This window comes from Pseudomonas sp. LBUM1653, assembly GCF_059716115.1.
Genome location: NZ_CP166803.1, coordinates 6,058,398 through 6,082,041 on the forward strand (window position 1 = coordinate 6,058,398; position 23,644 = coordinate 6,082,041).

Below are 23,644 nucleotides of genomic sequence, written 5' to 3' on the forward strand. Positions count from 1 at the left end.
CCTATTTCATAGGCGGCTGGACAAGTCGTCCAGAGCCGCGCGCAAATCAGTGAACTGGAAAGTGAAACCCGCTTCCAGCAAGCGAGCCGGTACTGCCTTCTGGCCGCCCAGCAACAGCAATGACAACTCGCCCAGGCACACCTTTAAAGCCAGGGCTGGCATGGGCATGAACGTCGGACGGTGCAGCACGCTGCCCAACGTCTGGGCGAACTCTCGGTTGCGCACCGGTTTGGGCGCGCAGGCATTATAAGGACCACTGGCGCCTTCCTGATGCAGAAGAAAATCAATCAAGGCGATTTGATCGTTGATGTGAATCCACGGCATCCACTGCCGGCCACTGCCGACAGGCCCGCCCAGCCCCAGTTTGAATGGCAGCAACAGGCGCGACAAAAAGCCGCCCTCTGCCGACAACACCAGTCCGGTGCGAATGAAGATCACGCGAATACCCAAACCTTCGGCGCGCTGGGCAGTTTCCTCCCAGGCTATGCATAACTGACTGGCGAAATCATCGATGACCGGTGGGGAATCCTCGGTCAGTTCCCGCTCACCACCATCGCCGTACCAACCGACCGCGGACCCCGAGATCAGCACCTGCGGTTTCTGTTCACGGCTTTCGAGCCAAGCCAGCAGGGTTTCCGTCAGGGTGATACGGCTACTCCACAACAGAGCTTTGCGCTTGTGGGTCCATGGACGATCGGCAATCGGCGCACCGGCCAGATTGACGATGGCGTCCACCGGGTCTTGCCCGACCTCTTCAAGTCGTGCAATACCACGGACCTGGGCACCGCAGGTTTTGGCGACTTTTGCCGGCGTCCGGCTCCAGACTGTAAGGCGATGCCCTTGACTCAACCAGTGTCGGCAGAGCTGACTTCCTATCAAACCAGTACCGCCGGTCAGCAATATGTGCATGACTACTTCCTCGCGTGGCGTTTTACCCTGATCACTAGTCTATTTTTATAAGTAAGGGATCTTTTGGTATCGGGCAGGCTCTGTGTTTAACAATAGGCCAAGCTGTCAGAACGAGAACGCTGAAAGTTATACCAAAAAACAATATTGTACAGGTTTCAACCCCGGCGTAGTCTGTACAGACAGGTAAACGAGGCCCTTATGACTGTACCTATCGCAATCATCGGCACCGGCATTGCCGGACTCTCAGCCGCACAAGCCCTGACCGACCTGGGGCATGTCGTGCAACTTTTCGATAAAAGCCGCGGCAGTGGCGGACGCATGTCGAGCAAGCGCAGCGATGCGGGTGCCCTGGACATGGGCGCGCAGTATTTCACCGCCCGCGACCGTCGCTTTGTCACCGAAGTCCAGCGTTGGCAGGCCCATGGCTGGGTCGCCGAATGGACACCGCAGCTGTATACCTTCCATGGCGGCCGGCTTGATTTATCGCCGGACGAACAGACGCGCTGGGTCGGCACCCCGCGCATGAGCGCCATCACCCGTGCCCTGCTGGGCGACCTGGAAGTTCATTTCGCCTGCCGGATCACCGAGGTGTATCGCGGCGAAGAACACTGGCATCTGCAGGATGCCGAAGGCTTCACCCACGGTCCGTTCAGTCATGTGATCATCGCCACCCCGGCACCTCAGGCAACTGCGCTACTGGCCTCCGCGCCGAAGCTCGCTGGCGCCGCCGCCGGGGTAAAAATGGACCCCACCTGGGCCGTTGCACTGGCCTTCGAGACGCCCCTGGAAACGCCGATGGAGGGCTGCTTCGTGCAAGACAGTCCGCTCGACTGGCTGGCTCGCAATCGCAGCAAACCGGGACGCGACAACACCCTCGACACCTGGGTGCTGCACGCCACCAGTGCCTGGAGTCGCCAGCATATCGACTTGCCGAAAGAAGCAGTGATCGAGCAATTGCACGGAGCGTTCGCCGAGCTGTTGCACGATGCCATGCCCGCGCCCAGCTTCAGCCTGGCCCACCGCTGGCTTTACGCCCGCCCCGCCAGCAGCCATGAATGGGGCACCCTGGCCGACGCGGACCTGGGCCTGTATGCGTGCGGCGACTGGTGCCTGTCCGGACGCGTCGAAGGTGCGTGGCTCAGCGGCCAGGAAGCTGCGCGCCGGCTGCACGCACACTTGCAGTGAACGCAACCCCGACACGGGCTTGCCAGCGATGAATGACAACGCGGTGCAGCTGAACACTGCAGCACCTGAATCGCTGGCAAAATAGCTACGGCCAGGCCCCCTTTGCTCAAAAATACTTATACAAAAAATTTGACTTGTACATCTTCGAATCTATGATGAACCTATGTTGTACAAACTTTCAGTTCTGTATAGGTTTAGATTTCGAGGTGCTCGATGCCCCTAATCCCCGCCAAACCGAAAATAGGCATCAGCGCCTGCCTGATGGGTTTTGACGTGCGCTATAACGGCGGGCACAAAGCATCGCGGCTGTGTAGCCAGGTCCTCGGCGACTACTTCGATTTCGTCCCGGTCTGCCCGGAAGTCGCCATTGGCCTGGGCATTCCGCGCCAGCCAATCCGGCTGGTGGGGGATGCGGATGCACCGCAGGCCGTCGGCACGGTCGACCGCGAGATCAATGTCACCCAGCCGCTGGCCAACTATGGTCGGCAGATGGCGGCGGAACTTGGCGATATCTGCGGTTACATCTTCATGCAGCAATCCCCGTCCTGCGGCCTGGAGCGGGTCAAGGTCTACCACGTCAATGGCACACCGGTGAATGGTGGTGGCCGGGGCATCTACGCTCGGGCGTTCTGTGCTCAGCAAGCGGACATACCGGTGGAGGAAGACGGCCGGCTCAACGACCCGGTGCTGCGAGAAAACTTTCTCACCCGCGTATTCGCCTACAGCGCCTGGCAACAGTTGTTGCACGAAGGCCTGAACCGCCGCGGCCTGACAACATTTCACTCGCGCTACAAATACCTGCTGATGGCCCACAACCCGGTGCAATATAAAATACTCGGCAATTTGCTGGGCACTATGGGCCAGACCGACCCGAAAGAACTCGGACCACGCTACTTCAGCCTGTTGATGGCCGCCCTGAAGAAATGCGCAACCCGCCGCACTCACACCAATGTATTGCAGCACCTCTGCGGCTACCTGAAAAAGGCCATCAGCGCCGAGGACAAGCAGGAAGTGCAACACCTCATCGGTCAATACCGCCAAGGCATCGTGCCGCTGGTGGTGCCGCTGACGTTGCTCAAGCATCACTTTCGTCAACATCCGGACCCGTACATCGATCAGCAGGTGTACCTGCAACCCCATCCGGAAAATCTCAGCCTGCGAAACGCAATCTAATGAAACCCCTACTCGACAGCAGCGCCCGCGAAGACCTCGGTGCCGACTTCAAGAAAGCCCTGGACGAAGGTTGGCTGCCAATCCGCGAAGTCGCCCGGCAGACCGGGGTGAATGCCGTGACCCTGCGAGCCTGGGAACGTCGCTACGGCCTGATCGTGCCGCAACGCACCCCCAAGGGACACCGGCTGTTCTCGGCTGAACATGTACAACGCATTTTGGCGATCCTCACCTGGATCAACCGCGGCGTGGCTGTCAGCCAGGTCAAGCAATTGCTCGACACCCCGCAGGCCTTCAGCGAGTTCGTTGAAAACGATTGGCAGGTGTTGCGCCATACATTGCTGCACGCCGTCACGCAGCTGAGCGAACGTACCCTGGACGACACCGTCAACCAGGCGATGGCGTTATACCCGCCGCGCACCCTGTGCGAGCAGTTGCTCATGCCCCTGCTGGCGGAGCTGGAACAACGCTGGCAAGGCCAGTTTGGCACGCAGCTGGAACAGGTATTTTTTTACTCTTGGCTACGAAGCAAGTTCGGCGCACGCATCTACCATAACAACCGTCAGTTACACTCTGCGCCACTGCTGTTGATCAATCACTCGGACCTGCCACTTGAACCTCACTTGTGGCTCACTGCCTGGTTGATCAGCAGCGCCGATTGCCCGGTGCAAGTGTTTGACTGGCCATTACCCGCCGGTGAACTTGCGCTGGCTGTCGATCTTCTGCAAGCACGCGGCGTACTGCTGTATTCCAGCAAAGCCATAAAACTTTCAAAATTGCCGAAACTTTTGGACAGCGTCAGTTGCCCAAAAATGATCGTCGGACCAACGGTGTGTATCCACCACGCCGAGTTGTCCGATAAAACTTCAGAAATCAGTGATTTGTACCTGGCCGAAACCCCATTGGCGGCGCACCAGGCACTCGTTCAACGCGGGCTCATTTAATGGCGCTTGTTCAATGAATCGGGCGAACACAAAAATGCAATTGATCTGGCTGCGCAGCGACCTGCGCCGACATGACAACACCGCCCTCTCGGCCGCGGCAGCGCGTGGCCCGACGGTGGCGGTGTATCTGCTGAGCCCGGAGCAATGGCGCGAACATGACGACGCCCCCTGCAAAGTGGACTTCTGGCTGCGCAACCTGCAGGTGCTGAGTCGTGCGTTGGGCCAATTGAACATTCCCCTGCTGATCCGCCATGCCCCACGCTGGGATGACGCACCGGCCGTGCTGCTCGAATTGTGCCAACAATTGCAGATCGACGCGGTGCATCTCAACGAAGAATACGGCATCCACGAAACCCGTCGCGATGCAGCGGTGGCCCAGACCCTGAAGGCCGAAGGCATTGAGGTAAACCGCTACCTCGATCAACTGCTGTTCAAGCCCGGCAGCGTGCTGACCAAAACCGGTAGTTACTTTCAGGTCTTCAGTCAGTTCCGCAAAGTCTGTCATGAACGGCTGCATCATTCGCTGCCCGGCCTGGTGCGCACACCGGTGGCGCAAGCTGCACTGAATATTGCCAGCGATGCCATCGCGACGCAGGTCGAAGGCTTCGACGTGCCCTCTGACAGCCTGCGTGACCTGTGGCCGGCCGGTGAAGACGAAGCCCGGCGCCGCCTCGACAGCTTTACCGAGATACAGATCGACTACTACCAGAGCGAGCGCGACTTCCCGGCAAAACCCGGCACCAGCCAACTTTCGGCCTATCTGGCCGCCGGGGTGATTTCTCCCCGCCAGTGCCTGCATGCCGCGCTGCAAAGCAATCAGGGCGAGTTCGAAAGCGGCAAGGTCGGCGCCGTCACCTGGATCAATGAACTGTTGTGGCGCGAGTTCTACAAACACATTCTGGTGGGCTACCCGCGGGTTTCCCGTCACCGTGCCTTTCGCCCGGAAACCGAAGCCCTGGCGTGGCGCAACGCCCCCGAAGAACTCGCCGCCTGGCAGCAGGGTCGTACCGGCTTGCCGATCATCGACGCGGCCATGCGCCAACTGCTGGAAACCGGCTGGATGCACAATCGCCTGCGCATGGTAGTGGCGATGTTCCTGACCAAGAACCTGTTGATCGACTGGCGCGAGGGCGAACGTTTTTTCATGCGCCACCTGATCGATGGTGACCTGGCAGCGAACAACGGCGGTTGGCAATGGAGTTCGTCCACCGGCACCGACTCGGCGCCTTACTTCCGCATCTTCAACCCGCTGAGCCAGTCGGAAAAATTCGATGCCGAAGGCCTGTTCATCAAGCACTGGCTTCCACAACTGTCGGGGCTCGATAAAAAGGCTGTGCATAACCCGGCGCATCTTGGCGGTTTGTTCGGTGTGGCAGGTTACCCGGCACCGATCGTCGACTTGACCACCTCCCGCGCCCGCGCCTTGGCCGCGTTCAAGAACCTGCCGTCGCGACAAACTGCCGGGAGCCTGCATGAATAGCCTCCCGCCGTGCCATTATGAACATTTACCGATATTGGGCCGGGTGAACGCCCTGCTGCAAAGGAGAATGGGATGAGCCTTGTGCCTCCACGACGATATTGGTTGACCGGTGCAAGCAGCGGCATTGGCGCCGCGCTGGCCGAAGAAATACTGAAGACCGGTGCCCACCTGGCCGTTAGCGCCCGCTCGCTGGCCCCACTGAAAGTCTTGTCCCGGCGCTATCCCGGGCAAGTATTGGTGGCGGCTGGCGACTTGACCAACAGCCAGACGGTACGTGAAATCGGCGAACAGCTTGCCCGGGACTGGGGCTCTCTGGACACCGTGATCCTCAACGCCGGTACCTGCGAATACGTGGATGCCAAGCAGTTCGACGCTTCGATCATCGAGCATGTGGTGCGCACCAACCTGCTCGCCAGCAGCTACTGCATCGAAGCGGCGTTGCCACTGCTGCGCTTTGGCACCGCGCCGCACCTGGTGGGCCTGGCCAGCTCGGTGACCTACTTGCCACTGCCCCGCGCCGAAGCCTATGGCGGCTCGAAAGCCGGGATGCGTTACCTGTTCGAATCCCTGCGCATTGACCTGGCACCGGAGGGGATCGAAGTCACAGTGGTCAGCCCTGGGCACGTCGAGACGCCACTGAACGCGAAAAACGATTTCCCCATGCCACTCACCTGGTCAGCGGGTAAAGCTGCGCAGCACATCTTCCACGAACTCAGGAACCGGCCACTGGAAATCCCGTTGCCGGGGACGTTCATGGCCACCCTGTGGCCGCTGTCGAAAACGCCCAACCGGACGAAGTTGGCGATCGGCAAGCGTATGGTTCGCAGCAGCCCGCCGATCATGGATCAGTTTGTGATCGATAGACTTGTATCGGATGCCCTCGAGTGAGCGTCCGTCAGAGCTTTCACACTGTACCGGCTGACTGCCTTACACTGCGCGCCATGAAAACCATCCCTCACACGCAAATCGCCACGCCGGCGGTGACCTGCTCGACCTGTGCAGCCTGCTGCTGTCAACTCGAAGTCATGCTGATCACCGATACAGGCGTGCCCGAGCGATTCATCGACACCGATGACTGGGGTGGGGAGGTCATGCTGCGCCTGGATGACGGCTGGTGCGCCGCGCTGGATCGCAACACGATGATGTGCACCATCTACGAAAAACGCCCGCTGATCTGCCGGGAATTCGAGATGGGGGCACCGGAATGCATTGAGGAGCGTCAGGGAATTTCGACGGTGTATCGCTGAGACTCAAATCACCGGAGTACAAATGTGGGAGCAAGCCCCCACATTGACCGAGCCTTACAACGGCATCGTGTAATGCAATGCGTAACTTTCTACGCCTTGGTTGGGACTGGTGATCCCGGCATTGGAATAGTGCGTCGCGCGAATTCCGACTTCGTGCCCGCCGGCAAAACGAAGGCCGACACCGAGGCGGTCTTCGAACTGAAACGCGGTGCCCAAGTCGTTGTTCTCGACTTCGGTACTGGCGAACACCGCCACGCCAACCCCGAGTTCGACGTAGGGTTTAACACTCTGACCGGCGAATTCATAAACAAACACTGGCGAGAACGAAAGACTGTGATTGCTGGATTTCTCGTCGCCATCCCAATAGGTGTAGGCGCCGCTCCAGTAACCGGTCAAACGACCCACGTCGCTCTGCCACCAGCTCTTGTCCCAATCGAATTGCATGCCCAGGCGATAGGTCATGGTCGACTCGGGGGTTTGGCCGACCCCGAACTCCACGCCTGCCGCCTGTGCAGTGAAACTGTGCCCCATCAGTGCAGCCGCAATCGCGGCCAAGCAAAATAGTCGCTTCATAGAAACATCCTTTTCCGCACGATTACGTTTGGTTTTTTTGTTGCTCTACGTACACAGCTATAGAAGTCGACAGTTATTCAGAAGTTCACCCCAAATTCTCCCCTGCCCCAGAATTTAGTTACCCTTCAAAGCTTCGCACAACGCCAGCGTTATTCCACAGGATCGGCAATATATTTGTGAAATGAACAGGATCGGCGCTCGTCCAGAATTGCGCAGCTCGAGCAGGCCCGGTGGCGAGCAATTCGCGCTCGGCCAGCAGGCGCTGAAGCTGGCGCGCGACCGCCGCACCGGTGTCGATCAGGCTGATGTCGTCGGGGATCATCTGCTTGAGTAGCGGCTTGAGGAACGGGTAATGGGTGCAGCCCAGAATGATGGTGTCGGCGCCCTCGCCAAGCAGCGGCTGGACGTAACCCTCCAGCAACTGACGCAGGGCGGGACTGTGCAGATCGCCTTTTTCGATCAGCTCAACCAACCCTGGGCAGGGTTGGGTGATCACCCGAACGTCGGTGGCGAAACGGTCGAGCAACGCGGCGAACTTGGCGCTTTGCAGGGTGCCCGTGGTAGCCAGTACGCCGACCACGCCACTGCGGGTAGCGGCGGCGGCCGGCTTGACGGCGGGCTCCATGCCGACGATGGGCCACTGCGGGTAATCGCGACGCAAGTCGGCAACACCGGCGACAGTGGCGGTGTTGCAGGCCAGGACCAGAGCCTTGGCGCCCTGGCGTTGAAAAAACCCGGCCATGACGCTGCAACGCTGTTTGATAAATTCCGGGGTTTTCTCGCCGTAGGGAATATTCCCGCAATCGGCGACATACAACAGAGATTCGCCAGGCAACAACCGCTGGATCTCGGCCAGCACCGAAAGTCCACCGACACCGGAGTCGAACACGCCAATTGGCGCTTCACGCATGCTTGGGCCCACAGACGTTGCAACCCGGATCACGCTTGACCCGCAACTCACGGAAACGCGTACCCAAGGCGTCGATCAGCAACAGGCGCCCCACCAGCGGCTCGCCGAAACCCGCCAGCAACTTCAGCGCTTCGAGGGCTTGCAGACTGCCGACCAGCCCCACCAGGGGGCCGACCACACCGGCCTCGCTGCAGGTCAATTCGGCTTCGCTGCCGTGCCCATACAAACAGTGGTAGCACGGACTTTCTGCTCGACGCGGGTCGAACACCGACAATTGCCCTTCAAGGCGAATCGCCGCGCCGCTGACCAGCGGTTTGCTGGCACTCACGCAAGCCGCGTTGACCGCTTCACGGGTGGAGAAATTGTCGGAGCAGTCGAGGACCAGATCGACCCCGGCCACGACAGCAGCCAGTGAGTCTTCATCGAGCGCCTTGCGATGGGCGATCAGCCCGATCTCTGGGTTGATTGCCGTCAGGCGCTTGATGGCCGAGTCGACCTTGCTCATGCCGACGCTGTCGGTGTCGTGAATGATCTGGCGTTGCAGGTTGGTCAGGTCGACAGTATCGAAGTCCGCCAGATGCAACTCACCCACGCCGGCTGCAGCCAGGTACAGCGCCACCGGCGCGCCAAGCCCGCCGAGGCCGACAATCAGCACGCGGCTTTCTTTGAGCCGCAACTGACCGTCGATATCAATGTGCTGTAACAAAATCTGCCGGCTGTAACGCAGCAATTCCTGATCATTCAGCATGGCAGGCACCCCAGGCTGATGCGTTGATGACCGCCCAGGTCGATGCGGCTGTGGACCTGTTCAAAACCACTACTCAACAGCAAGTCACGCACCGCCTCGGCCTGATCGTAACCGTGCTCGAGCATCAGCCAGCCGCCCGCGTCCAGATGGTCCGGGGCCTGGGCAATAATCAAGCGCAAATCGTCGAGCCCGTCGACACCGGCTACCAGGGCGCTGGCCGGCTCGAAGCGCACGTCGCCTTCCACCAGGTGCGGGTCGGCGGACGCTATATAGGGCGGATTGCTGATGATCAGTTGAAAACGCTGCCCTTCGAGGGCGCCAAACCAATGACTGAGCAGCACCGTGGCGTTGTCTAGGTGCAGACGCTGGCGATTGCGTTCGGCCAGGGCCACGGCTTCCAGCACACGATCCACGGCAGTAACTTTCCATGCCGGACGTTCGCTGGCCAGGGCCAGGGCAATCGCACCACTGCCAGTGCCCAGGTCGAGTACTTTGGCGGGAGTGGCCGGCAACAGTTCCAGCGCGGCCTCCACCAGCAACTCGGTGTCCGGGCGCGGGATCAGCGTGTGCGGCGCGACTTCCAGGTCGAGCTTCCAGAAACCTTGCTGGCCAAGAATGTACGCCACCGGTTCACCGCTGCGGCGGCGCTGCAAATATTCGGCGAAGGTCAGCGCCGCTTCGCTCGGCACGATGCGTTCCGGCCAGGTGTGCAAGAAGCTGCGGGACTTGCCTAACGCGGCCGCCAGCAACAATTCGGCATCCAGGCGCGCCGTGGGCGAGTCGGGCAGATCGGCCGCGCGCAACAGACTGGCAATGATCGTCATTTACTCACCTATCGCTGCCAGTTGATCGGCCTGGTACTCGGCCAGCAACGGCTCGATCACTGCGTCGACGCCCCCGGCGAGGATTTCGTCGAGCGAATACAGCGTCAGGTTGACCCGGTGGTCGGTCACCCGGCCCTGGGCAAAGTTGTAGGTGCGGATACGTTCGGAGCGATCCCCCGAACCCACCAGCAATTTACGCTCACTGGCAATGGCATTGGCGGCGGCACTGGTTTGCTGGTCGTTGAGCTTGGCCGACAGCCAGGACATCGCCCGGGCACGGTTCTTGTGTTGCGAACGCTCTTCCTGGCATTCCACTACGATACCGGACGGCAAGTGGGTGATGCGGATCGCCGAATCGGTCTTGTTCACGTGCTGACCACCCGCACCGGAGGAACGATAGGTGTCGATGCGCAAGTCTGCCGGGTTGATCTCGATCGCTTCCTGTTCGTCCGGCTCGGGCAATACCGCCACGGTGCAGGCCGACGTGTGGATGCGCCCCTGGGACTCGGTCGCCGGCACGCGTTGCACGCGGTGGGCGCCGGACTCGAACTTCAACTTGCCATAGACGTTGTCGCCTTCGACCCGCGCGATGACTTCCTTATAGCCGCCGTGCTCACCCTCGTTTTCCGAGAGGATCTCCACCCGCCAGCCGCGACGCTCGGCGTAACGCGAATACATGCGGAACAGATCGCCGGAAAAAATCGCCGCTTCGTCACCGCCGGTACCGGCGCGGATTTCGAGGAACACGTTGCGCCCGTCGTTCGGGTCCTTGGGCAGCAACATGCGTTGCAGATCGGCTTCGAGCTCGACCAGGCGTTCCTTGGCTTCGCGGACTTCTTCCACGGCCATTTCGCGCATGTCCGGGTCGCTGTCCTTGAGCAGGGCCTGGGCGCCTTCGAGGTCGCCCTGCACTTTTAGCAGCTGTTTATAGGTTTCGACGATCGGCTCGACTTCCGCGTATTCCTTGGAATAGGCGCGGAACTTGTTCTGATCGGAAATGACCTCGCCATCGCCAAGCAAGGCGGTCAATTCCTCGAAACGGTCCTGGAGGATGTCCAGCTTATTGAGCAGTGACGCTTTCATTGCGGTTTCTTATCCGAAAAGCTATCCGATGAGCCCTCACCGAGGGCAAAGAGTTCCTGGGCCATCGCCAGCGCATCGAGGCGACCTTCGGCAGAGAGCTTTTTCAACTGCACGCTCGGTGCATGCAAGAGTTTATTGGTCAGGCCGCGTGCCAGTTGCACCAGCACCTCTTCGGCACTGCTGCCGTTGGCCAGCAGGCGCTGGGCCTTGTGCAGTTCTTCGTCGCGCAAGCGTTCACTCTGTTGACGATAGGCCTTGAGCACATCCACCGCCGCCAGTTCGCGCAGGCGCACCATGAAATCTTCAGCGCCGACCGAGACCATCTCTTCCGCGGCCTGGGCTGCACCCTGGCGACTCTTGAGGTTCTCGGCAACCACTTCGTGTAGATCGTCGACGCTGTACAGGTAGACGTCGTCCAACTCGCCGACTTCTGGCTCGATATCACGCGGAACGGCGATATCGACCATGAAGATCGGTTTGTGCTTGCGCAACTTCAGGGCGCTTTCAACAGCGCCCTTGCCAAGGATCGGCAACTGGCTGGCCGTGGAGCTGATGACGATGTCGCTGCGCACCAGCTCCGCCGGAATGTCCGACAGCAGCACCGCATGGGCGCCGAACTGCTCGGCCAGCGTGCTCGCGCGCTCCAGTGTACGGTTGGCGACCACGATACGCTTCACGCCCAGGTCGTGCAGATGGCGGGCGACCAGGGTGATGGTCTCGCCGGCGCCGATCAGCAAGGCCTGGCTGCGTTGCAGGTCACTGAAAATCTGTTTTGCCAGGCTGACCGCGGCAAACGCCACGGACACCGGGTTCTCACCAATGGCGGTGTCGGTGCGCACTTGCTTGGCCGCATTGAACGTGGCCTGGAACAAGCGCCCGAGCAACGGCCCGATGGTGCCGGCCTCCCGAGCCACGGCGTAGGCCGATTTCATCTGGCCGAGGATCTGCGGTTCGCCCAGCACCAGCGAATCGAGCCCGGAGGCGACCCGCATCATGTGACGAACTGCCGCATCGTCTTCGTGCACATAAGCACTCGCGCGCAGCTCATCAAGGCTCAAATGATGATATTCGGCCAGCCAGCGCAGCACGGTATCCGCCGACAGGTGATCCTGTTCTATATAGAGTTCACTGCGATTGCAGGTGGAGAGGATCGCAGCTTCGCGGCTGTCGGTGAGTCGGCAGAGCTGCTGCAAGGCCTCAACCAGCTGCTCAGGGGTAAAGGCCACGCGCTCGCGGACGTCTACTGAAGCAGTCTTGTGGTTAATACCGAGTGCAAGGAAGGCCATTCAAGGTCGCTGGTGGTGACGTGAAGCCGGCAATTGTCCTACTTCGACAGATTCAGAACAACTACTCGATATCTATTGCCCTGGTAGACGACGCCCGTGCTTGAGAGTCGTTATCGTTTACGTGTGCGTGCGCAACTTCTGTAGGAGCTGGCTTGCCAGCGATGCGCGTTAACGATGACGCGTTCCTGCAGGTTGAACGCGGCGCCTTCGAATCCATCGCTGGCAAGCCAGCTCCTACAGGGGGCGGTGTAAACCGGAAAATGGCCGGCCGGTTATGTTTGACCGAAGGCTTGTGTCATGATGATCCGACCGCAGGTTAGTCGTCCTTTTCCTATATGAATAGATCTTCCGCGTTGCTCCTCGCCCTTGTCTTTCTCAGCGGCTGCCAGGCCTTGGCCCCCGTGTCGACGGACGACCCGTCGCCGGTCGAAGACACCACTGCCGCCCCTGAAAAGCCCAAGGTCTACAGCTCATTCAGCGAAGACACCGTCTTCAGCCTGCTGAGCGCGGAACTGGCTGGCCAGCGTAATCGTTTCGACATCGCCCTGGACAACTACGTGACCCAGGCCATCAACACTCAGGATCCGGGCATCTCCGAGCGGGCATTCCGCATTGCCGAGTATCTGGGCGCCGACCAGGCCGCCCTGGACACGGCACTGATCTGGGCCAAGAACGCTCCGGACGACCTTGAGGCCCAGCGGGCCGCCGCCGTGCAACTGGCGCGCGCCGGGCGCTATGACGACTCCATGGTCTATATGGAAAAAGTCCTGCAAGGCAAGGGCGATACCCATTTCGACTTCCTCGCGCTGTCCGCGGCCGATACCGACCAGGATACGCGCAATGGCCTGATGAAAAGTTTCGACCGTTTGTTGCAGCGCCACCCGAACAACGGCCAGCTTATTTTTGGCAAGGCCTTGCTGCTGCAACAGGATGGCGACACCAAAGGTGCGCTGACCCTGCTTGAAGACAATTCGCCGGACGACGGCGAAATTGCCCCGATCCTGCTGCGCGCGCGCCTGCTGCAAGGCCTCGATCGCGGTGACGAAGCCTTGCCGCTGCTGCAAAAAAGCATCAAGAAGTATCCGGATGACAAGCGTCTGCGCCTGACTTACGCACGCATGTTGGTCGAACAGGACCGCATGGACGATGCCAAAGCCGAGTTCTCGAGCCTGGTCCAGCAATACCCCGAAGACGACGACCTGCGTTACTCGCTGGCACTCGTCTGCCTCGAAGCCAAGGCCTGGGACGAGGCCAAGGGTTACCTGGAAGACCTGATCGCCCGTGACAGCCACGTCGACTCGGCGCACCTGAACCTGGGGCGCATCGCCGAAGAGCGTAACGACCCACAAGGTGCGCTGATCGAGTACGCCAAGGTCGGCCCGGGCAACGACTACCTGCCGGCGCAGCTGCGCCAGGCCGATATCCTGATGAGCAACGGCAGGACCGCCGAAGCCCAAACCCGGCTCGCGGCGGAACGCGACGAGCAACCGGACTACGCGATCCAGTTGTATCTGATCGAAGCCGAAACCCTGTCCGCCAATAAACAAGGCGACAAGGCCTGGAAAGTTTTGGAACAAGCCCTGCAAAAATACCCGGACGACCTGAACCTGCTCTATACCCGGGCCATGCAGGCGGAAAAACGCAATGACCTGGCGCAAATGGAAAAAGACCTGCGCCTGATCATCAAGCGCGACCCGGACAATGCCATGGCATTGAACGCCCTCGGCTATACCCTGTCTGACCGGACGACGCGATACGCCGAAGCCAAGGCACTGATCGAACAAGCGCACCAGATCAGTCCGGAAGACCCGGCGGTTCTCGACAGCCTCGGCTGGGTGAATTATCGCCTGGGCAATCTCGACGAAGCCGAGCGCCTGCTGCGCCAGGCCCTGGAGCGCTTCCCCGACCAGGAAGTCGCCGCCCACCTGGGCGAAGTCCTGTGGGCCAATGGCAAACAACGCGAAGCTCGGCAAATCTGGGGCAAGTTCCTCAAGGAACAACCCGACAGCCCTACCCTGCGCGGCACCATCAAGCGCCTGACCGGATCAGAGACTCTTTAAGATTATGTTTTTGCGCCACCTCATCGTTTTCAGTTTCATCGCCCTGCTCGCCGGCTGTGCGGGTTTCACTGCCCGCGAATCGGTCGAAGGCCACGGTAACCCTGCGCAATGGCGCGAGCACAAACAGCAGCTTGCGAGCCTTGACGGCTGGCAGATCGACGGCAAGATCGGCATCCGTGCGCCAAAAGATTCCGGCAGCGGCACCCTGTTCTGGCTGCAACGCCAGGATTACTACGACATCCGCCTCTCGGGCCCATTGGGTCGTGGTGCGGCGCGCCTGACCGGGCGTCCGGGCAAGGTTTCCCTGGAAGTCGCCAACCAGGGGCGCTACGAAGCGTCGTCCCCGGATGCCCTGCTTGAAGAGCAGCTGGGCTGGAAGCTGCCGGTTGCCAACCTGGCCTGGTGGGTCCGCGGGCTACCGGCGCCGGACAGCAAAAGCCGTTTGACGCTCGATGGCGACAGCCGCCTGGCCAATCTCGAGCAGGACGGCTGGCAGGTCGAATACACCGCCTACACCGAGCAAAACGGCTACTGGCTGCCCGAGCGGATCAAATTGCACGGCACCGACCTGGATGTCACGCTGGTGATCAAGGCCTGGCAACCGCGCAAATTGGGGCAGTGACATGCCGACCAATCGCCTGACTCTGCCCTCTCCAGCCAAACTCAATTTGATGCTGCACATTCTCGGTCGCCGTGAAGATGGCTACCACGAGCTGCAGACGCTGTTTCAATTTCTCGACTACGGCGACGAAATCACCTTCGCCGTGCGCGACGACGGTGTCATTCGCCTGCACACCGAGTTCGAAGGCGTCCCCCACGACAGCAACCTGATCGTCAAGGCCGCAAGACAACTTCAGGCGCAATCGGGCTGTTCACTCGGCATGGATATCTGGATCGACAAGATCCTGCCCATGGGCGGCGGCATTGGCGGCGGCAGTTCGAATGCCGCCACCACCCTGCTCGGCCTCAATCACCTCTGGCAACTGGGTTGGGATGAGGATCGACTGGCCGCGCTGGGTCTGACGCTGGGCGCCGATGTCCCGGTTTTCGTGCGCGGCCATGCGGCTTTCGCCGAGGGCGTGGGGGAGAAACTGACCCCTGTCGACCCGGAAGAACCCTGGTATCTCGTGCTGGTGCCGCAAGTCTCTGTAAGTACGGCAGAAATTTTTTCAGATCCGTTGTTGACACGTAACACTCCTCCCATTAAAGTGCGCCCCGTTCCCAAGGGAAACAGTCGAAATGACTGCTTGCCGGTGGTAGCAAGGCGTTATCCAGAGGTACGTAACGCATTGAATTTGTTAGGTAATTTTACCGAAGCAAAACTCACCGGAACTGGAAGTTGTGTGTTTGGGGGCTTCCCAAGCAAAGCTGAAGCTGATAAAGTCTCGGCCCTTCTTACAGAGACCCTTACAGGGTTTGTAGCAAAAGGAAGCAACATTTCGATGTTGCATCGCAAGCTGCAAAGTCTGCTCTAAAGGAACCGATTACTGGGTAATCGTTGCAACAGATACAGGGGCGTCGCCAAGCGGTAAGGCAGCAGGTTTTGATCCTGCCATGCGTTGGTTCGAATCCAGCCGCCCCTGCCATTTTCTATACTCATCCAGGTTACCCTCAGCCTCTAGGTACTGCGCGTGTCCAAGATGATGGTCTTTACGGGGAATGCTAACCCCGATCTGGCTCGGCGTGTCGTACGTCAGCTGCATATCCCTCTCGGTGACATTTCTGTCGGTAAATTTTCCGACGGCGAAATTACAGCCGAGATCAATGAAAACGTCCGCGGTAAAGATGTCTTCATTATTCAGCCGACTTGCGCTCCGACCAACGATAACCTGATGGAACTGGTAGTGATGGCTGATGCCTTCCGCCGCTCCTCGGCTACTCGTATCACTGCTGTTATTCCTTACTTTGGTTATGCCCGTCAGGATCGCCGTCCGCGTTCCGCACGTGTGGCTATCAGCGCGAAAGTCGTGGCTGACATGCTTACCGTAGTCGGCATCGACCGTGTTCTCACGGTTGATCTGCATGCTGACCAAATCCAGGGTTTCTTCGATATTCCGGTAGATAACATCTACGGCTCCCCGGTTCTGGTGGATGACATTGAAGATCAGCGCTTCGAAAACCTGATGATCGTGTCCCCGGACATTGGTGGCGTCGTGCGTGCACGTGCTGTTGCCAAGTCGCTGGGCGTGGATCTCGGGATCATCGACAAACGCCGTGAGAAAGCCAATCACTCTGAAGTGATGCATATCATCGGTGATGTCGAAGGGCGTACCTGTATTCTGGTCGATGACATGGTCGATACCGCCGGCACTCTGTGCCACGCGGCCAAGGCCCTGAAAGAGCATGGCGCTGCCAAGGTTTTCGCCTACTGCACACACCCTGTGCTGTCCGGTCGGGCGATCGAAAACATTGAAAATTCCATGCTGGACGAACTGGTGGTGACCAACACCATCCCGTTGTCCGCTGCTGCTCAAGCCTGCTCGCGTATCCGTCAACTGGATATCGCGCCGGTTGTTGCCGAAGCGGTCCGCCGCATCAGCAATGAAGAATCGATCAGCGCGATGTTCCGCTAAGGGCCCTGCCCTTCTCGAAATGTCTCGTTGACGAAAAGCGCCCCGCCCCGGCATTCCTGTCGGGGCGGGGCTTTTTTGCCCATATCGCCTTTAGCGCTGGTCGCAAACGCTGGGGCGAATGTGGTTATTTTGGAGATACAACATGAACGATTTTACTCTGAATGCTGAAGTGCGTTCCGACCTGGGGAAAGGTGCGAGCCGCCGCCTGCGTCGTCTCGCAAGCCTGGTTCCAGCTGTAGTTTACGGTGGCGAAAAAGCCCCTGAATCCATCAGCATGCTGGCTAAAGAAGTTGCCAAACTGCTCGAAAACGAAGCGGCTTACAGCCACATCATCGAGCTGAACGTTGGCGGCACCAAGCAAAACGTAATCATCAAGGCTCTGCAGCGTCACCCGGCCAAAGGCCACGTGTTGCACGCTGACTTCGTACGCGTTGTAGCTGGCCAGAAACTGACCGCTACCGTGCCTGTACACTTCGTTGGCGAAGAAGCTCCGACCAAGAAAGGCGGCGAAATCTCGCACGTTGTTTCGGAAATCGAAGTGACCTGCCTGCCGAAAGACCTGCCTGAATTCATCGAAGTCGACCTGGCTAACGCCGAAATCGGCTCGATCATTCACCTGTCGGACCTCAAGGCTCCTAAAGGCGTTGAGTTCGTGGCCCTGGCACACGGCGATGACAAGGCTGTTGCCAACGTTCACGCTCCACGTGTTGCTCCAGAAGCTACCGAAGAAGGCGCAGCAGAGTAATTTTACTCTGTTCGCCGGAGTGACCGGAAACATCGCGGACTAGAGCGTAGCGAGAAAGCGGGCGAGAACGCGGAGTTTACATCTATGGTAAATGAGCAATTTTCGTCCACTTTTGCCGCACGCACCGATTGCGGCGATGTTATCCACCACTCCAAGGAAGGGCCCCTATCGTGACTGCCATCAAACTGATCGTTGGCCTGGGTAATCCAGGCGCTGAATACGAACAGACCCGGCATAACGCAGGGGCCCTTTTTGTTGAGCGCATCGCGAACGCACAAGGCGTAAACCTTGTGGCGGACCGCAAATATTTCGGCCTGACCGGGCGCTATTCGCATCAGGGTCAGGATGTTCGTCTGCTGATTCCCACCACGTACATGAACCGCAGCGGCCAGGCCGTGGCGGCCCTTGCAGGTTTCTTCCGCATCAAGCCTGAAGAAATCCTCGTGGCACACGACGAACTCGATCTGCCTCCGGGCGTCGCCAAACTCAAAGTGGGCGGCGGCCATGGCGGTCACAACGGGCTGCGCGACATCATTGCGCAACTGGGCAATCAGAATACCTTTCACCGCTTGCGGCTTGGCATTGGCCACCCGGGCGTTGCCAGTATGGTTTCAAACTTCGTCCTGGGTCGTGCGCCACGCGCCGAACAGGAAAAACTCGATGCCAGCATCGACTTTGCCCTCGGCGTGCTGCCGGATATCCTCGCCGGTGAATGGAACCGCGCGATGAAAAACCTGCACAGCCAGAAGGCCTGACTTTTACCCGAGGGGAAACACCATGGGATTCAATTGCGGCATCGTCGGCCTGCCTAACGTCGGCAAGTCCACCCTGTTCAACGCCCTGACCAAATCCGGGATCGCGGCCGAGAACTTCCCCTTCTGCACCATCGAACCGAACACCGGTATTGTGCCGATGCCGGACAGCCGTCTGGAAGCCCTGGCGGCCATCGTCAATCCGAAGCGCATCCTGCCGACCACCATGGAATTCGTCGACATCGCGGGCCTGGTTGCCGGCGCCTCGAAAGGTGAAGGCCTGGGCAACAAGTTCCTCGCCAACATCCGTGAGACCGATGCCATCGCTCACGTTGTCCGCTGCTTCGAAGACGAGAACGTGATTCACGTCTCCAACAGCGTCGACCCAAAACGCGACATCGAAATCATCGACCTGGAACTGATCTTCGCCGACCTCGACAGCTGCGAGAAGCAACTGCAGAAAGTCGCCCGCAACGCCAAGGGTGGTGACAAGGACGCCGTAGTCCAAAAAGGCCTGCTGGAGCAATTGATCGCTCACTTCACCCTCGGCAAGCCTGCGCGCACCCTGATGAAGACGATGGGTGCCGACGATAAAGCGGTGATTCGTGGCTTCCACCTGCTGACCACCAAGCCGGTCATGTACATCGCCAACGTCGCTGAAGACGGTTTCGAGAACAACCCGCTGCTGGACATCGTCAAGGCCATTGCCGAAGAAGAAGGCGCCATGGTGGTTCCGGTCTGCAACAAGATCGAAGCCGAAATCGCCGAGCTGGATGACGGCGAAGAGAAAGACATGTTCCTCGAAGCCCTGGGCCTCGAAGAACCTGGCCTGAACCGCGTGATCCGCGCTGGCTACGAGATGCTGCACCTGCAGACCTACTTCACCGCCGGTGTCGAAGAAGTCCGTGCATGGACCGTCCGCGTCGGTGCCACCGCACCACAAGCCGCTGGCGTGATCCACACCGACTTCGAAAAAGGCTTCATCCGCGCCGAAGTGATCGCCTACGACGACTTCATCCAGTACAAGGGTGAAGCCGGTACCAAGGAAGCGGGTAAATGGCGTCTGGAAGGCAAGGATTACATCGTCAAGGACGGCGACGTGATGCACTTCCGCTTTAACGTCTGACGTTCGCGGCCATCAACAAAAAAAGCACCCTGGGGTGCTTTTTTTGTGGGCGCTATCTAGCTGAATTAATTCGCCACCCTGGCGCGGGCCGAGTGCAGTTTCTTGTAGCTGTCGATCAGACGCAGGTGCCTGTCGAGACCCTCCAGCTTCATGCTGGTAGGCGTCAAGCCGAAGAAGCGCACGCTGCCGTCTACGGAACCGATCGCGGCGTCCATGCGCTCGTTGCCAAACATCCGGCGGAAGTTGGCCTCGTAATCGCCCAGCTCCAGGTCCTCGTCCAGCTGCATTTCCAGCACCACGTTCACGGCTTGGTAGAACAAGCCGCGCTCGACCGTGTTGTCGTTGTACTGGAGGAACATTTCCACCAGTTCCTTGGCCTCTTCAAATTTCTGCAAGACGAGATAGATCAGCAACTTCAACTCCAGGATCGTCAACTGACCCCAGGCGGTATTGTCGTCGAATTCGATGCCGATCAAGGTGGTGATATCGGTGTAGTCATCCAGCTCGCTGTCTTCCAGACGCTTGACCAGTGCCTTCAGGCCGGCCTTGTCGAGGCTGTGCAGATTCAGGATGTCCTCGCGGAAAAACAGCGCCTTGTTGGTGTTATCCCAGATCAGATCGTCCACCGGATAAATTTCCGAATAGTCCGGCACCAGGATGCGACAGGCCGTTGCGCCGATGTGGTCATACACCGCCATGTACACTTCTTTGCCCATGCCTTCGAGAATGCCGAACAAGGTCGCGGCTTCCTCGGCATTGGAGTTTTCACCCTGGCCCGAGAAGTCCCACTCCACGAATTCGTAATCCGACTGGGCACTGAAGAAGCGCCACGACACCACGCCGCTGGAATCGATAAAGTGCTCGACGAAGTTATTTGGCTCGGTCACCGCATGACCTTCAAAGGTCGGCAGGGGCAAGTCATTAAGGCCTTCGAAGCTGCGGCCCTGCAACAGTTCCGTCAGGCTGCGTTCCAGCGCCACTTCCAGGCTCGGGTGCGCGCCGAACGAGGCGAATACACCACCGGTACGCGGGTTCATCAAGGTGACGCACATCACCGGGAATTCGCCCCCCAGGGACGCATCCTTCACCAGCACAGGGAATCCCTGCTCTTCCAGCGCCTGGATACCGGCCAGTATCCCGGGGTACTTCGCCAGCACGTCGGCCGGCACATCCGGCAGGGCAAATTCACCTTCGATGATTTCGCGTTTTACCGCGCGCTCGAAGATTTCCGACAGGCACTGCACCTGCGCTTCGGCCAGCGTATTACCGGCACTCATGCCATTGCTGAGGTACAGGTTTTCGATCAGGTTGGACGGGAAATACACGACCTCGCCGTCCGACTGGCGCACATACGGCAGCGAACAGATGCCGCGCTCTTCGTTGCCCGAGTTGGTGTCGAACAGATGCGAGCCACGCAACTCGCCATCGCGGTTGAAAATCCGCAGGCAATACTCGTCAAGAATCTCGGCCGGCAGCGCATCTTTAGGGCCAGGCTGGAACCAGCGTTCGTTCGGGTAGTGCACAAACGCCGCGTTGGCGATGTCTTCTCCCCAGAACTGATCGTTGTAGAAGAAGTTACAGTTCAGTCGCTCGATGAACTCGCCCAACGCCGACGCCAGCGCGCCTTCTTTGGTCGCGCCCTTGCCATTGGTAAAACACATCGGCGAGTGCGCATCGCGGATATGCAGCGACCACACATTGGGCACGATATTGCGCCACGAAGCGATTTCGATCTTCATGCCCAAGTCGGCCAGGATGCCCGACATGTTGGCGATGGTCTGTTCCAGCGGCAGGTCCTTGCCCACAATGTAGGTGCCCGCTTCTGAACCTGAATTGGCAGCAGGCATCAGCAACGCCTGGGCATCGGCATCGAGGTTCTCCACCTCTTCAATCACAAACTCAGGCCCGGCTTGCACCACCTTTTTCACGGTGCAACGGTCGATGGAGCGCAAGATGCCCTGGCGATCCTTGTCGGAGATGTCTGCCGGCAACTCGACCTGAATCTTGAAAATCTGGTTGTAGCGGTTTTCCGGGTCGACGATGTTGTTCTGCGACAGACGGATGTTTTCGGTGGGAATATTGCGAGTGCTGCAGTACAACTTCACAAAGTAAGCCGCACACAACGCCGACGAAGCCAGGAAGTAATCGAACGGACCCGGTGCCGAACCATCACCCTTATAGCGGATAGGCTGATCGGCCACCACGGTGAAGTCATCGAACTTGGCTTCAAGTCGAAGGTTGTCGAGAAAGTTGACCTTGATTTCCATGCGGGATACCAGAATAACGAGCAAACGAATGGCCGCCATTATCCGGTTTTTCAACCGGAAGTCTTGTGCAAGCTCGCGCTTACGGCTCAGTGGTGCGTGATCAGGCCTTTTTGGTACGCGGCAGGAAAATCGCCAATACGCCCAACAACGGCAGGAACGAACACAGGAAGTACACGTATTCGATGCCGTGGATGTCCGCCAGGTGACCCAGCAGTGCCGCGCCAATCCCGCCGAAGCCGAACATCAGGCCGAAGAACACCCCGGCAATCATCCCGACATTGCCCGGCACCAGTTCCTGGGCGTACACCACGATGGCCGAGAATGCCGAGGCGAGGATGAAGCCGATGACCACACTGAGGACACTGGTCCAGAACAGGTCCACATGCGGCAGTAGCAATGTAAACGGTGCAACGCCAAGGATCGAGAACCAGATCACTGCCTTACGCCCGATCTTGTCGCCGATGGGCCCGCCGAAGAATGTCCCCGCGGCCACCGCACCGAGAAACAGGAACAGGTGCAGTTGCGAACTGGCCACCGACAGGTCGAACTTTTCGATCAGGTAGAACGTGAAGTAACTGGTGAGGCTGGACATGTAGAAGTACTTGGAGAACACCAGCAGCCCGAGCACCACCAACGCGCTGGTCACCCGGCCCTTGGACAGGCCATGAGTCGCTGCCTGGCCTTGCTTGAGCTTGAACAGGTTCAAGTGGTTGGCGTACCAGCGACTGATCCGGTAAAGCACGAACAGTGCAAACACCGCGAACAAGCCGAACCAGGCCACATGCCCTTGCCCATAAGGGATGATGATCGCCGCCGCCAGTAACGGACCGAAAGCCGAGCCCGCGTTGCCGCCGACCTGAAAGGTCGATTGCGCCAGGCCAAATCGCCCACCCGAGGCCAGTCGTGCCACGCGAGAAGCTTCCGGGTGAAAGGTCGAGGAGCCAATGCCGATCAAGCCCGCCGCCAGCAGAATCAGCGGGAAGCTGCCGACCACCGACATCATCACGATGCCGATCAAGGTGCAGACCGTACCGGCTGGCAACAGCCAGGGCTTGGGGTGGCGGTCAGTGTGGTAGCCGACCCAGGGTTGCAGTAGCGAAGCGGTCAGCTGGAAGGTCAGGGTGATCAGACCGACCTGGGTGAAGGTCAGGCCATAGTTGGCCTTGAGCATCGGGTAGATCGACGGCAGTACCGATTGAATCAGGTCGTTGATCAGGTGCGCCAGAGCCACTGCGCCGATGATGCGCATGACCAGAGGACTGCTTTGTGAAGTCGCGGGCGCCGCCGCTGTGGCGGACTGAACGTTGCTGATAGCCATGAAATTTCCGAAAAACAGAGGGGTGCACACGGGCAGGTACGTCAATGTGCCATTTTTCGCTGCAGCTGCGCCATCCCCTTAGCCTGCTAACGACCTCGCTATTCGGCAGATTTCAGCTCGATTGATGCCCTCCTCTGAGCTGTTTTTACTGCTCCGGAGGATAAGCGGTTGAAAGTGTAGAGAAATATTTTAGATTTACGCTTGACGCATCTCCATTACCGGTGAATAATGCGCGCCATCTTGGCTACATAGCTCAGTTGGTTAGAGCATAGCATTCATAATGCTGGGGTCCGGGGTTCAAGTCCCTGTGTAGCCACCAAGTGCTAAAAACGGCTTACCGAAAGGTAGGCCGTTTTTTTATGCCTCAAGAAAAGTGCTGCTCCATTGTAGGAGCGAGCATGCTCGCGATGGTCGTCAACGATGACGTGTGCTAACTGACTAAGC

General features: G+C 59.2%; 22 protein-coding genes and 2 tRNA genes. 15 read left to right on the top strand and 9 right to left on the bottom strand.

Going from position 1 to position 23,644, the window contains the following annotated elements; all coding sequences use genetic code 11:
* Nucleotides 1–6: 6 nt before the first annotated feature.
* Nucleotides 7–909: a TIGR01777 family oxidoreductase gene (locus tag ACA054_RS27290; protein ID WP_497686983.1), complete on the bottom strand. Its 903-nt coding sequence runs from the start codon at nucleotides 907–909 to the stop codon at nucleotides 7–9.
* Nucleotides 910–1,107: 198 nt separating this feature from the next.
* On the opposite strand from ACA054_RS27290, the gene ACA054_RS27295 reads away from it, so the two are divergent.
* The 6 genes from ACA054_RS27295 (at nucleotide 1,108) to ACA054_RS27320 (ending at nucleotide 6,935) form a co-directional block, all read left to right on the top strand.
* Nucleotides 1,108–2,094: an NAD(P)/FAD-dependent oxidoreductase gene (locus ACA054_RS27295; RefSeq protein ID WP_497686984.1), complete on the top strand. Its 987-nt coding sequence runs from the start codon at nucleotides 1,108–1,110 to the stop codon at nucleotides 2,092–2,094.
* Between the two features lie 213 nt (nucleotides 2,095–2,307).
* Nucleotides 2,308–3,267 carry a YbgA family protein gene (locus tag ACA054_RS27300; protein WP_497686985.1) on the top strand — a complete coding sequence of 320 codons (960 nt, stop codon included), beginning with the start codon at nucleotides 2,308–2,310 and terminating at the stop codon, nucleotides 3,265–3,267.
* Complete coding sequence (locus ACA054_RS27305; RefSeq protein WP_497686986.1) at nucleotides 3,267–4,208, top strand: MerR family transcriptional regulator; 942 nt, start codon at nucleotides 3,267–3,269, stop codon at nucleotides 4,206–4,208. The genes ACA054_RS27300 and ACA054_RS27305 overlap by 1 nt, the downstream gene beginning before the upstream one ends.
* A 34-nt stretch (nucleotides 4,209–4,242) precedes the next feature.
* Entirely contained in the window at nucleotides 4,243–5,688 is a 1,446-nt protein-coding gene (gene phrB / locus ACA054_RS27310) for a deoxyribodipyrimidine photo-lyase (RefSeq protein ID WP_497686987.1), read from the top strand.
* Nucleotides 5,689–5,760: 72 nt separating this feature from the next.
* Nucleotides 5,761–6,576, top strand: a complete 816-nt coding sequence (locus tag ACA054_RS27315; RefSeq protein WP_497686988.1) for an SDR family NAD(P)-dependent oxidoreductase — start codon at nucleotides 5,761–5,763, stop codon at nucleotides 6,574–6,576.
* 53 nt (nucleotides 6,577–6,629) lie between these two features.
* Nucleotides 6,630–6,935, top strand: coding sequence for a YkgJ family cysteine cluster protein (locus ACA054_RS27320; RefSeq protein ID WP_497686989.1), 306 nt, complete (start codon nucleotides 6,630–6,632; stop codon nucleotides 6,933–6,935).
* A gap of 54 nt (nucleotides 6,936–6,989) precedes the next feature.
* Here the strand turns inward: ACA054_RS27320 and ACA054_RS27325 are convergent, their stop codons facing one another.
* The 6 genes from ACA054_RS27325 to hemA all read right to left on the bottom strand — a co-directional run bounded on the left by ACA054_RS27325 (nucleotide 6,990) and on the right by hemA (nucleotide 12,359).
* Nucleotides 6,990–7,508 (bottom strand): acyloxyacyl hydrolase, encoded by a 519-nt coding sequence (locus ACA054_RS27325; protein ID WP_497686990.1) that lies wholly within the window; start codon nucleotides 7,506–7,508, stop codon nucleotides 6,990–6,992.
* A gap of 118 nt (nucleotides 7,509–7,626) precedes the next feature.
* Nucleotides 7,627–8,418, bottom strand: coding sequence for a glutamate racemase (gene murI / locus ACA054_RS27330; RefSeq protein ID WP_497686991.1), 792 nt, complete (start codon nucleotides 8,416–8,418; stop codon nucleotides 7,627–7,629).
* Nucleotides 8,411–9,166, bottom strand: a complete 756-nt coding sequence (locus ACA054_RS27335; protein WP_497686992.1) for a molybdopterin-synthase adenylyltransferase MoeB — start codon at nucleotides 9,164–9,166, stop codon at nucleotides 8,411–8,413. The genes murI and ACA054_RS27335 overlap by 8 nt, the downstream gene beginning before the upstream one ends.
* Entirely contained in the window at nucleotides 9,160–9,990 is an 831-nt protein-coding gene (gene prmC, locus ACA054_RS27340; protein ID WP_497686993.1) for a peptide chain release factor N(5)-glutamine methyltransferase, read from the bottom strand. The genes ACA054_RS27335 and prmC overlap by 7 nt, the downstream gene beginning before the upstream one ends.
* Nucleotides 9,991–11,073: a peptide chain release factor 1 gene (gene prfA, locus ACA054_RS27345; protein ID WP_497686994.1), complete on the bottom strand. Its 1,083-nt coding sequence runs from the start codon at nucleotides 11,071–11,073 to the stop codon at nucleotides 9,991–9,993. It abuts the gene before it with no gap.
* Nucleotides 11,070–12,359 carry a glutamyl-tRNA reductase gene (hemA, locus tag ACA054_RS27350; protein ID WP_497686995.1) on the bottom strand — a complete coding sequence of 430 codons (1,290 nt, stop codon included), beginning with the start codon at nucleotides 12,357–12,359 and terminating at the stop codon, nucleotides 11,070–11,072. The genes prfA and hemA overlap by 4 nt, the downstream gene beginning before the upstream one ends.
* 335 nt (nucleotides 12,360–12,694) lie before the next feature.
* On the opposite strand from hemA, the gene ACA054_RS27355 reads away from it, so the two are divergent.
* The 8 genes from ACA054_RS27355 (at nucleotide 12,695) to ychF (ending at nucleotide 19,615) form a co-directional block, all read left to right on the top strand.
* The gene (locus ACA054_RS27355) at nucleotides 12,695–14,419 is read left to right on the top strand and encodes a tetratricopeptide repeat protein (protein ID WP_497686996.1); all 1,725 of its coding nucleotides are present in this window, start codon (nucleotides 12,695–12,697) and stop codon (nucleotides 14,417–14,419) included.
* A gap of 4 nt (nucleotides 14,420–14,423) precedes the next feature.
* On the top strand, nucleotides 14,424–15,041 hold the full coding sequence (gene lolB, locus ACA054_RS27360; RefSeq protein ID WP_497636561.1) for a lipoprotein insertase outer membrane protein LolB: 618 nt from the start codon (nucleotides 14,424–14,426) through the stop codon (nucleotides 15,039–15,041).
* Nucleotide 15,042: 1 nt separating this feature from the next.
* Nucleotides 15,043–15,894, top strand: a complete 852-nt coding sequence (ispE, locus tag ACA054_RS27365) for a 4-(cytidine 5'-diphospho)-2-C-methyl-D-erythritol kinase (RefSeq protein ID WP_497686997.1) — start codon at nucleotides 15,043–15,045, stop codon at nucleotides 15,892–15,894.
* A 36-nt stretch (nucleotides 15,895–15,930) separates the two neighbouring features.
* A tRNA-Gln gene (locus ACA054_RS27370) sits at nucleotides 15,931–16,005 on the top strand.
* Between the two features lie 45 nt (nucleotides 16,006–16,050).
* Entirely contained in the window at nucleotides 16,051–16,992 is a 942-nt protein-coding gene (locus ACA054_RS27375; RefSeq protein WP_003208392.1) for a ribose-phosphate pyrophosphokinase, read from the top strand.
* 142 nt (nucleotides 16,993–17,134) lie between these two features.
* Entirely contained in the window at nucleotides 17,135–17,737 is a 603-nt protein-coding gene (locus ACA054_RS27380) for a 50S ribosomal protein L25/general stress protein Ctc (RefSeq protein WP_497636564.1), read from the top strand.
* A 170-nt stretch (nucleotides 17,738–17,907) separates the two neighbouring features.
* Nucleotides 17,908–18,492: an aminoacyl-tRNA hydrolase gene (pth, locus tag ACA054_RS27385; RefSeq protein ID WP_007973893.1), complete on the top strand. Its 585-nt coding sequence runs from the start codon at nucleotides 17,908–17,910 to the stop codon at nucleotides 18,490–18,492.
* A gap of 22 nt (nucleotides 18,493–18,514) precedes the next feature.
* Complete coding sequence (gene ychF / locus ACA054_RS27390) at nucleotides 18,515–19,615, top strand: redox-regulated ATPase YchF (protein ID WP_134419017.1); 1,101 nt, start codon at nucleotides 18,515–18,517, stop codon at nucleotides 19,613–19,615.
* A 65-nt stretch (nucleotides 19,616–19,680) separates the two neighbouring features.
* On the opposite strand, the gene ACA054_RS27395 is transcribed toward ychF, so the two are convergent.
* Both ACA054_RS27395 and ACA054_RS27400 read right to left on the bottom strand, forming a co-directional pair.
* Nucleotides 19,681–21,882: an OsmC domain/YcaO domain-containing protein gene (locus ACA054_RS27395; protein ID WP_497686998.1), complete on the bottom strand. Its 2,202-nt coding sequence runs from the start codon at nucleotides 21,880–21,882 to the stop codon at nucleotides 19,681–19,683.
* A 100-nt stretch (nucleotides 21,883–21,982) separates the two neighbouring features.
* On the bottom strand, nucleotides 21,983–23,200 hold the full coding sequence (locus ACA054_RS27400; RefSeq protein WP_497686999.1) for an MFS transporter: 1,218 nt from the start codon (nucleotides 23,198–23,200) through the stop codon (nucleotides 21,983–21,985).
* Nucleotides 23,201–23,442: 242 nt separating this feature from the next.
* On the opposite strand from ACA054_RS27400, the gene ACA054_RS27405 reads away from it, so the two are divergent.
* Nucleotides 23,443–23,519: transfer RNA gene (locus ACA054_RS27405), tRNA-Met, on the top strand.
* Nucleotides 23,520–23,644 lie beyond the last annotated feature (125 nt).

Bases quoted from the DNA above. Each gene is read 5' to 3' on its own strand.
- ACA054_RS27290 (WP_497686983.1), bottom strand. From the start codon at position 909: ATGCACATATTGCTGACCGGCGGTACTGGTTTGATAGGAAGTCAGCTC.
- hemA (WP_497686995.1), bottom strand. From the start codon at position 12,359: ATGGCCTTCCTTGCACTCGGTATTAACCACAAGACTGCTTCAGTAGAC.
- ychF (WP_134419017.1), top strand. From the start codon at position 18,515: ATGGGATTCAATTGCGGCATCGTCGGCCTGCCTAACGTCGGCAAGTCC.
- ACA054_RS27315 (WP_497686988.1), top strand. From the start codon at position 5,761: ATGAGCCTTGTGCCTCCACGACGATATTGGTTGACCGGTGCAAGCAGC.
- ACA054_RS27395 (WP_497686998.1), bottom strand. From the start codon at position 21,882: ATGGAAATCAAGGTCAACTTTCTCGACAACCTTCGACTTGAAGCCAAG.
- ACA054_RS27295 (WP_497686984.1), top strand. From the start codon at position 1,108: ATGACTGTACCTATCGCAATCATCGGCACCGGCATTGCCGGACTCTCA.
- ispE (WP_497686997.1), top strand. From the start codon at position 15,043: ATGCCGACCAATCGCCTGACTCTGCCCTCTCCAGCCAAACTCAATTTG.
- ACA054_RS27355 (WP_497686996.1), top strand. From the start codon at position 12,695: ATGAATAGATCTTCCGCGTTGCTCCTCGCCCTTGTCTTTCTCAGCGGC.
- murI (WP_497686991.1), bottom strand. From the start codon at position 8,418: ATGCGTGAAGCGCCAATTGGCGTGTTCGACTCCGGTGTCGGTGGACTT.
- ACA054_RS27300 (WP_497686985.1), top strand. From the start codon at position 2,308: ATGCCCCTAATCCCCGCCAAACCGAAAATAGGCATCAGCGCCTGCCTG.
- ACA054_RS27305 (WP_497686986.1), top strand. From the start codon at position 3,267: ATGAAACCCCTACTCGACAGCAGCGCCCGCGAAGACCTCGGTGCCGAC.
- prmC (WP_497686993.1), bottom strand. From the start codon at position 9,990: ATGACGATCATTGCCAGTCTGTTGCGCGCGGCCGATCTGCCCGACTCG.
- ACA054_RS27325 (WP_497686990.1), bottom strand. From the start codon at position 7,508: ATGAAGCGACTATTTTGCTTGGCCGCGATTGCGGCTGCACTGATGGGG.
- ACA054_RS27380 (WP_497636564.1), top strand. From the start codon at position 17,135: ATGAACGATTTTACTCTGAATGCTGAAGTGCGTTCCGACCTGGGGAAA.
- ACA054_RS27335 (WP_497686992.1), bottom strand. From the start codon at position 9,166: ATGCTGAATGATCAGGAATTGCTGCGTTACAGCCGGCAGATTTTGTTA.
- ACA054_RS27400 (WP_497686999.1), bottom strand. From the start codon at position 23,200: ATGGCTATCAGCAACGTTCAGTCCGCCACAGCGGCGGCGCCCGCGACT.
- prfA (WP_497686994.1), bottom strand. From the start codon at position 11,073: ATGAAAGCGTCACTGCTCAATAAGCTGGACATCCTCCAGGACCGTTTC.
- phrB (WP_497686987.1), top strand. From the start codon at position 4,243: ATGCAATTGATCTGGCTGCGCAGCGACCTGCGCCGACATGACAACACC.
- ACA054_RS27320 (WP_497686989.1), top strand. From the start codon at position 6,630: ATGAAAACCATCCCTCACACGCAAATCGCCACGCCGGCGGTGACCTGC.
- lolB (WP_497636561.1), top strand. From the start codon at position 14,424: ATGTTTTTGCGCCACCTCATCGTTTTCAGTTTCATCGCCCTGCTCGCC.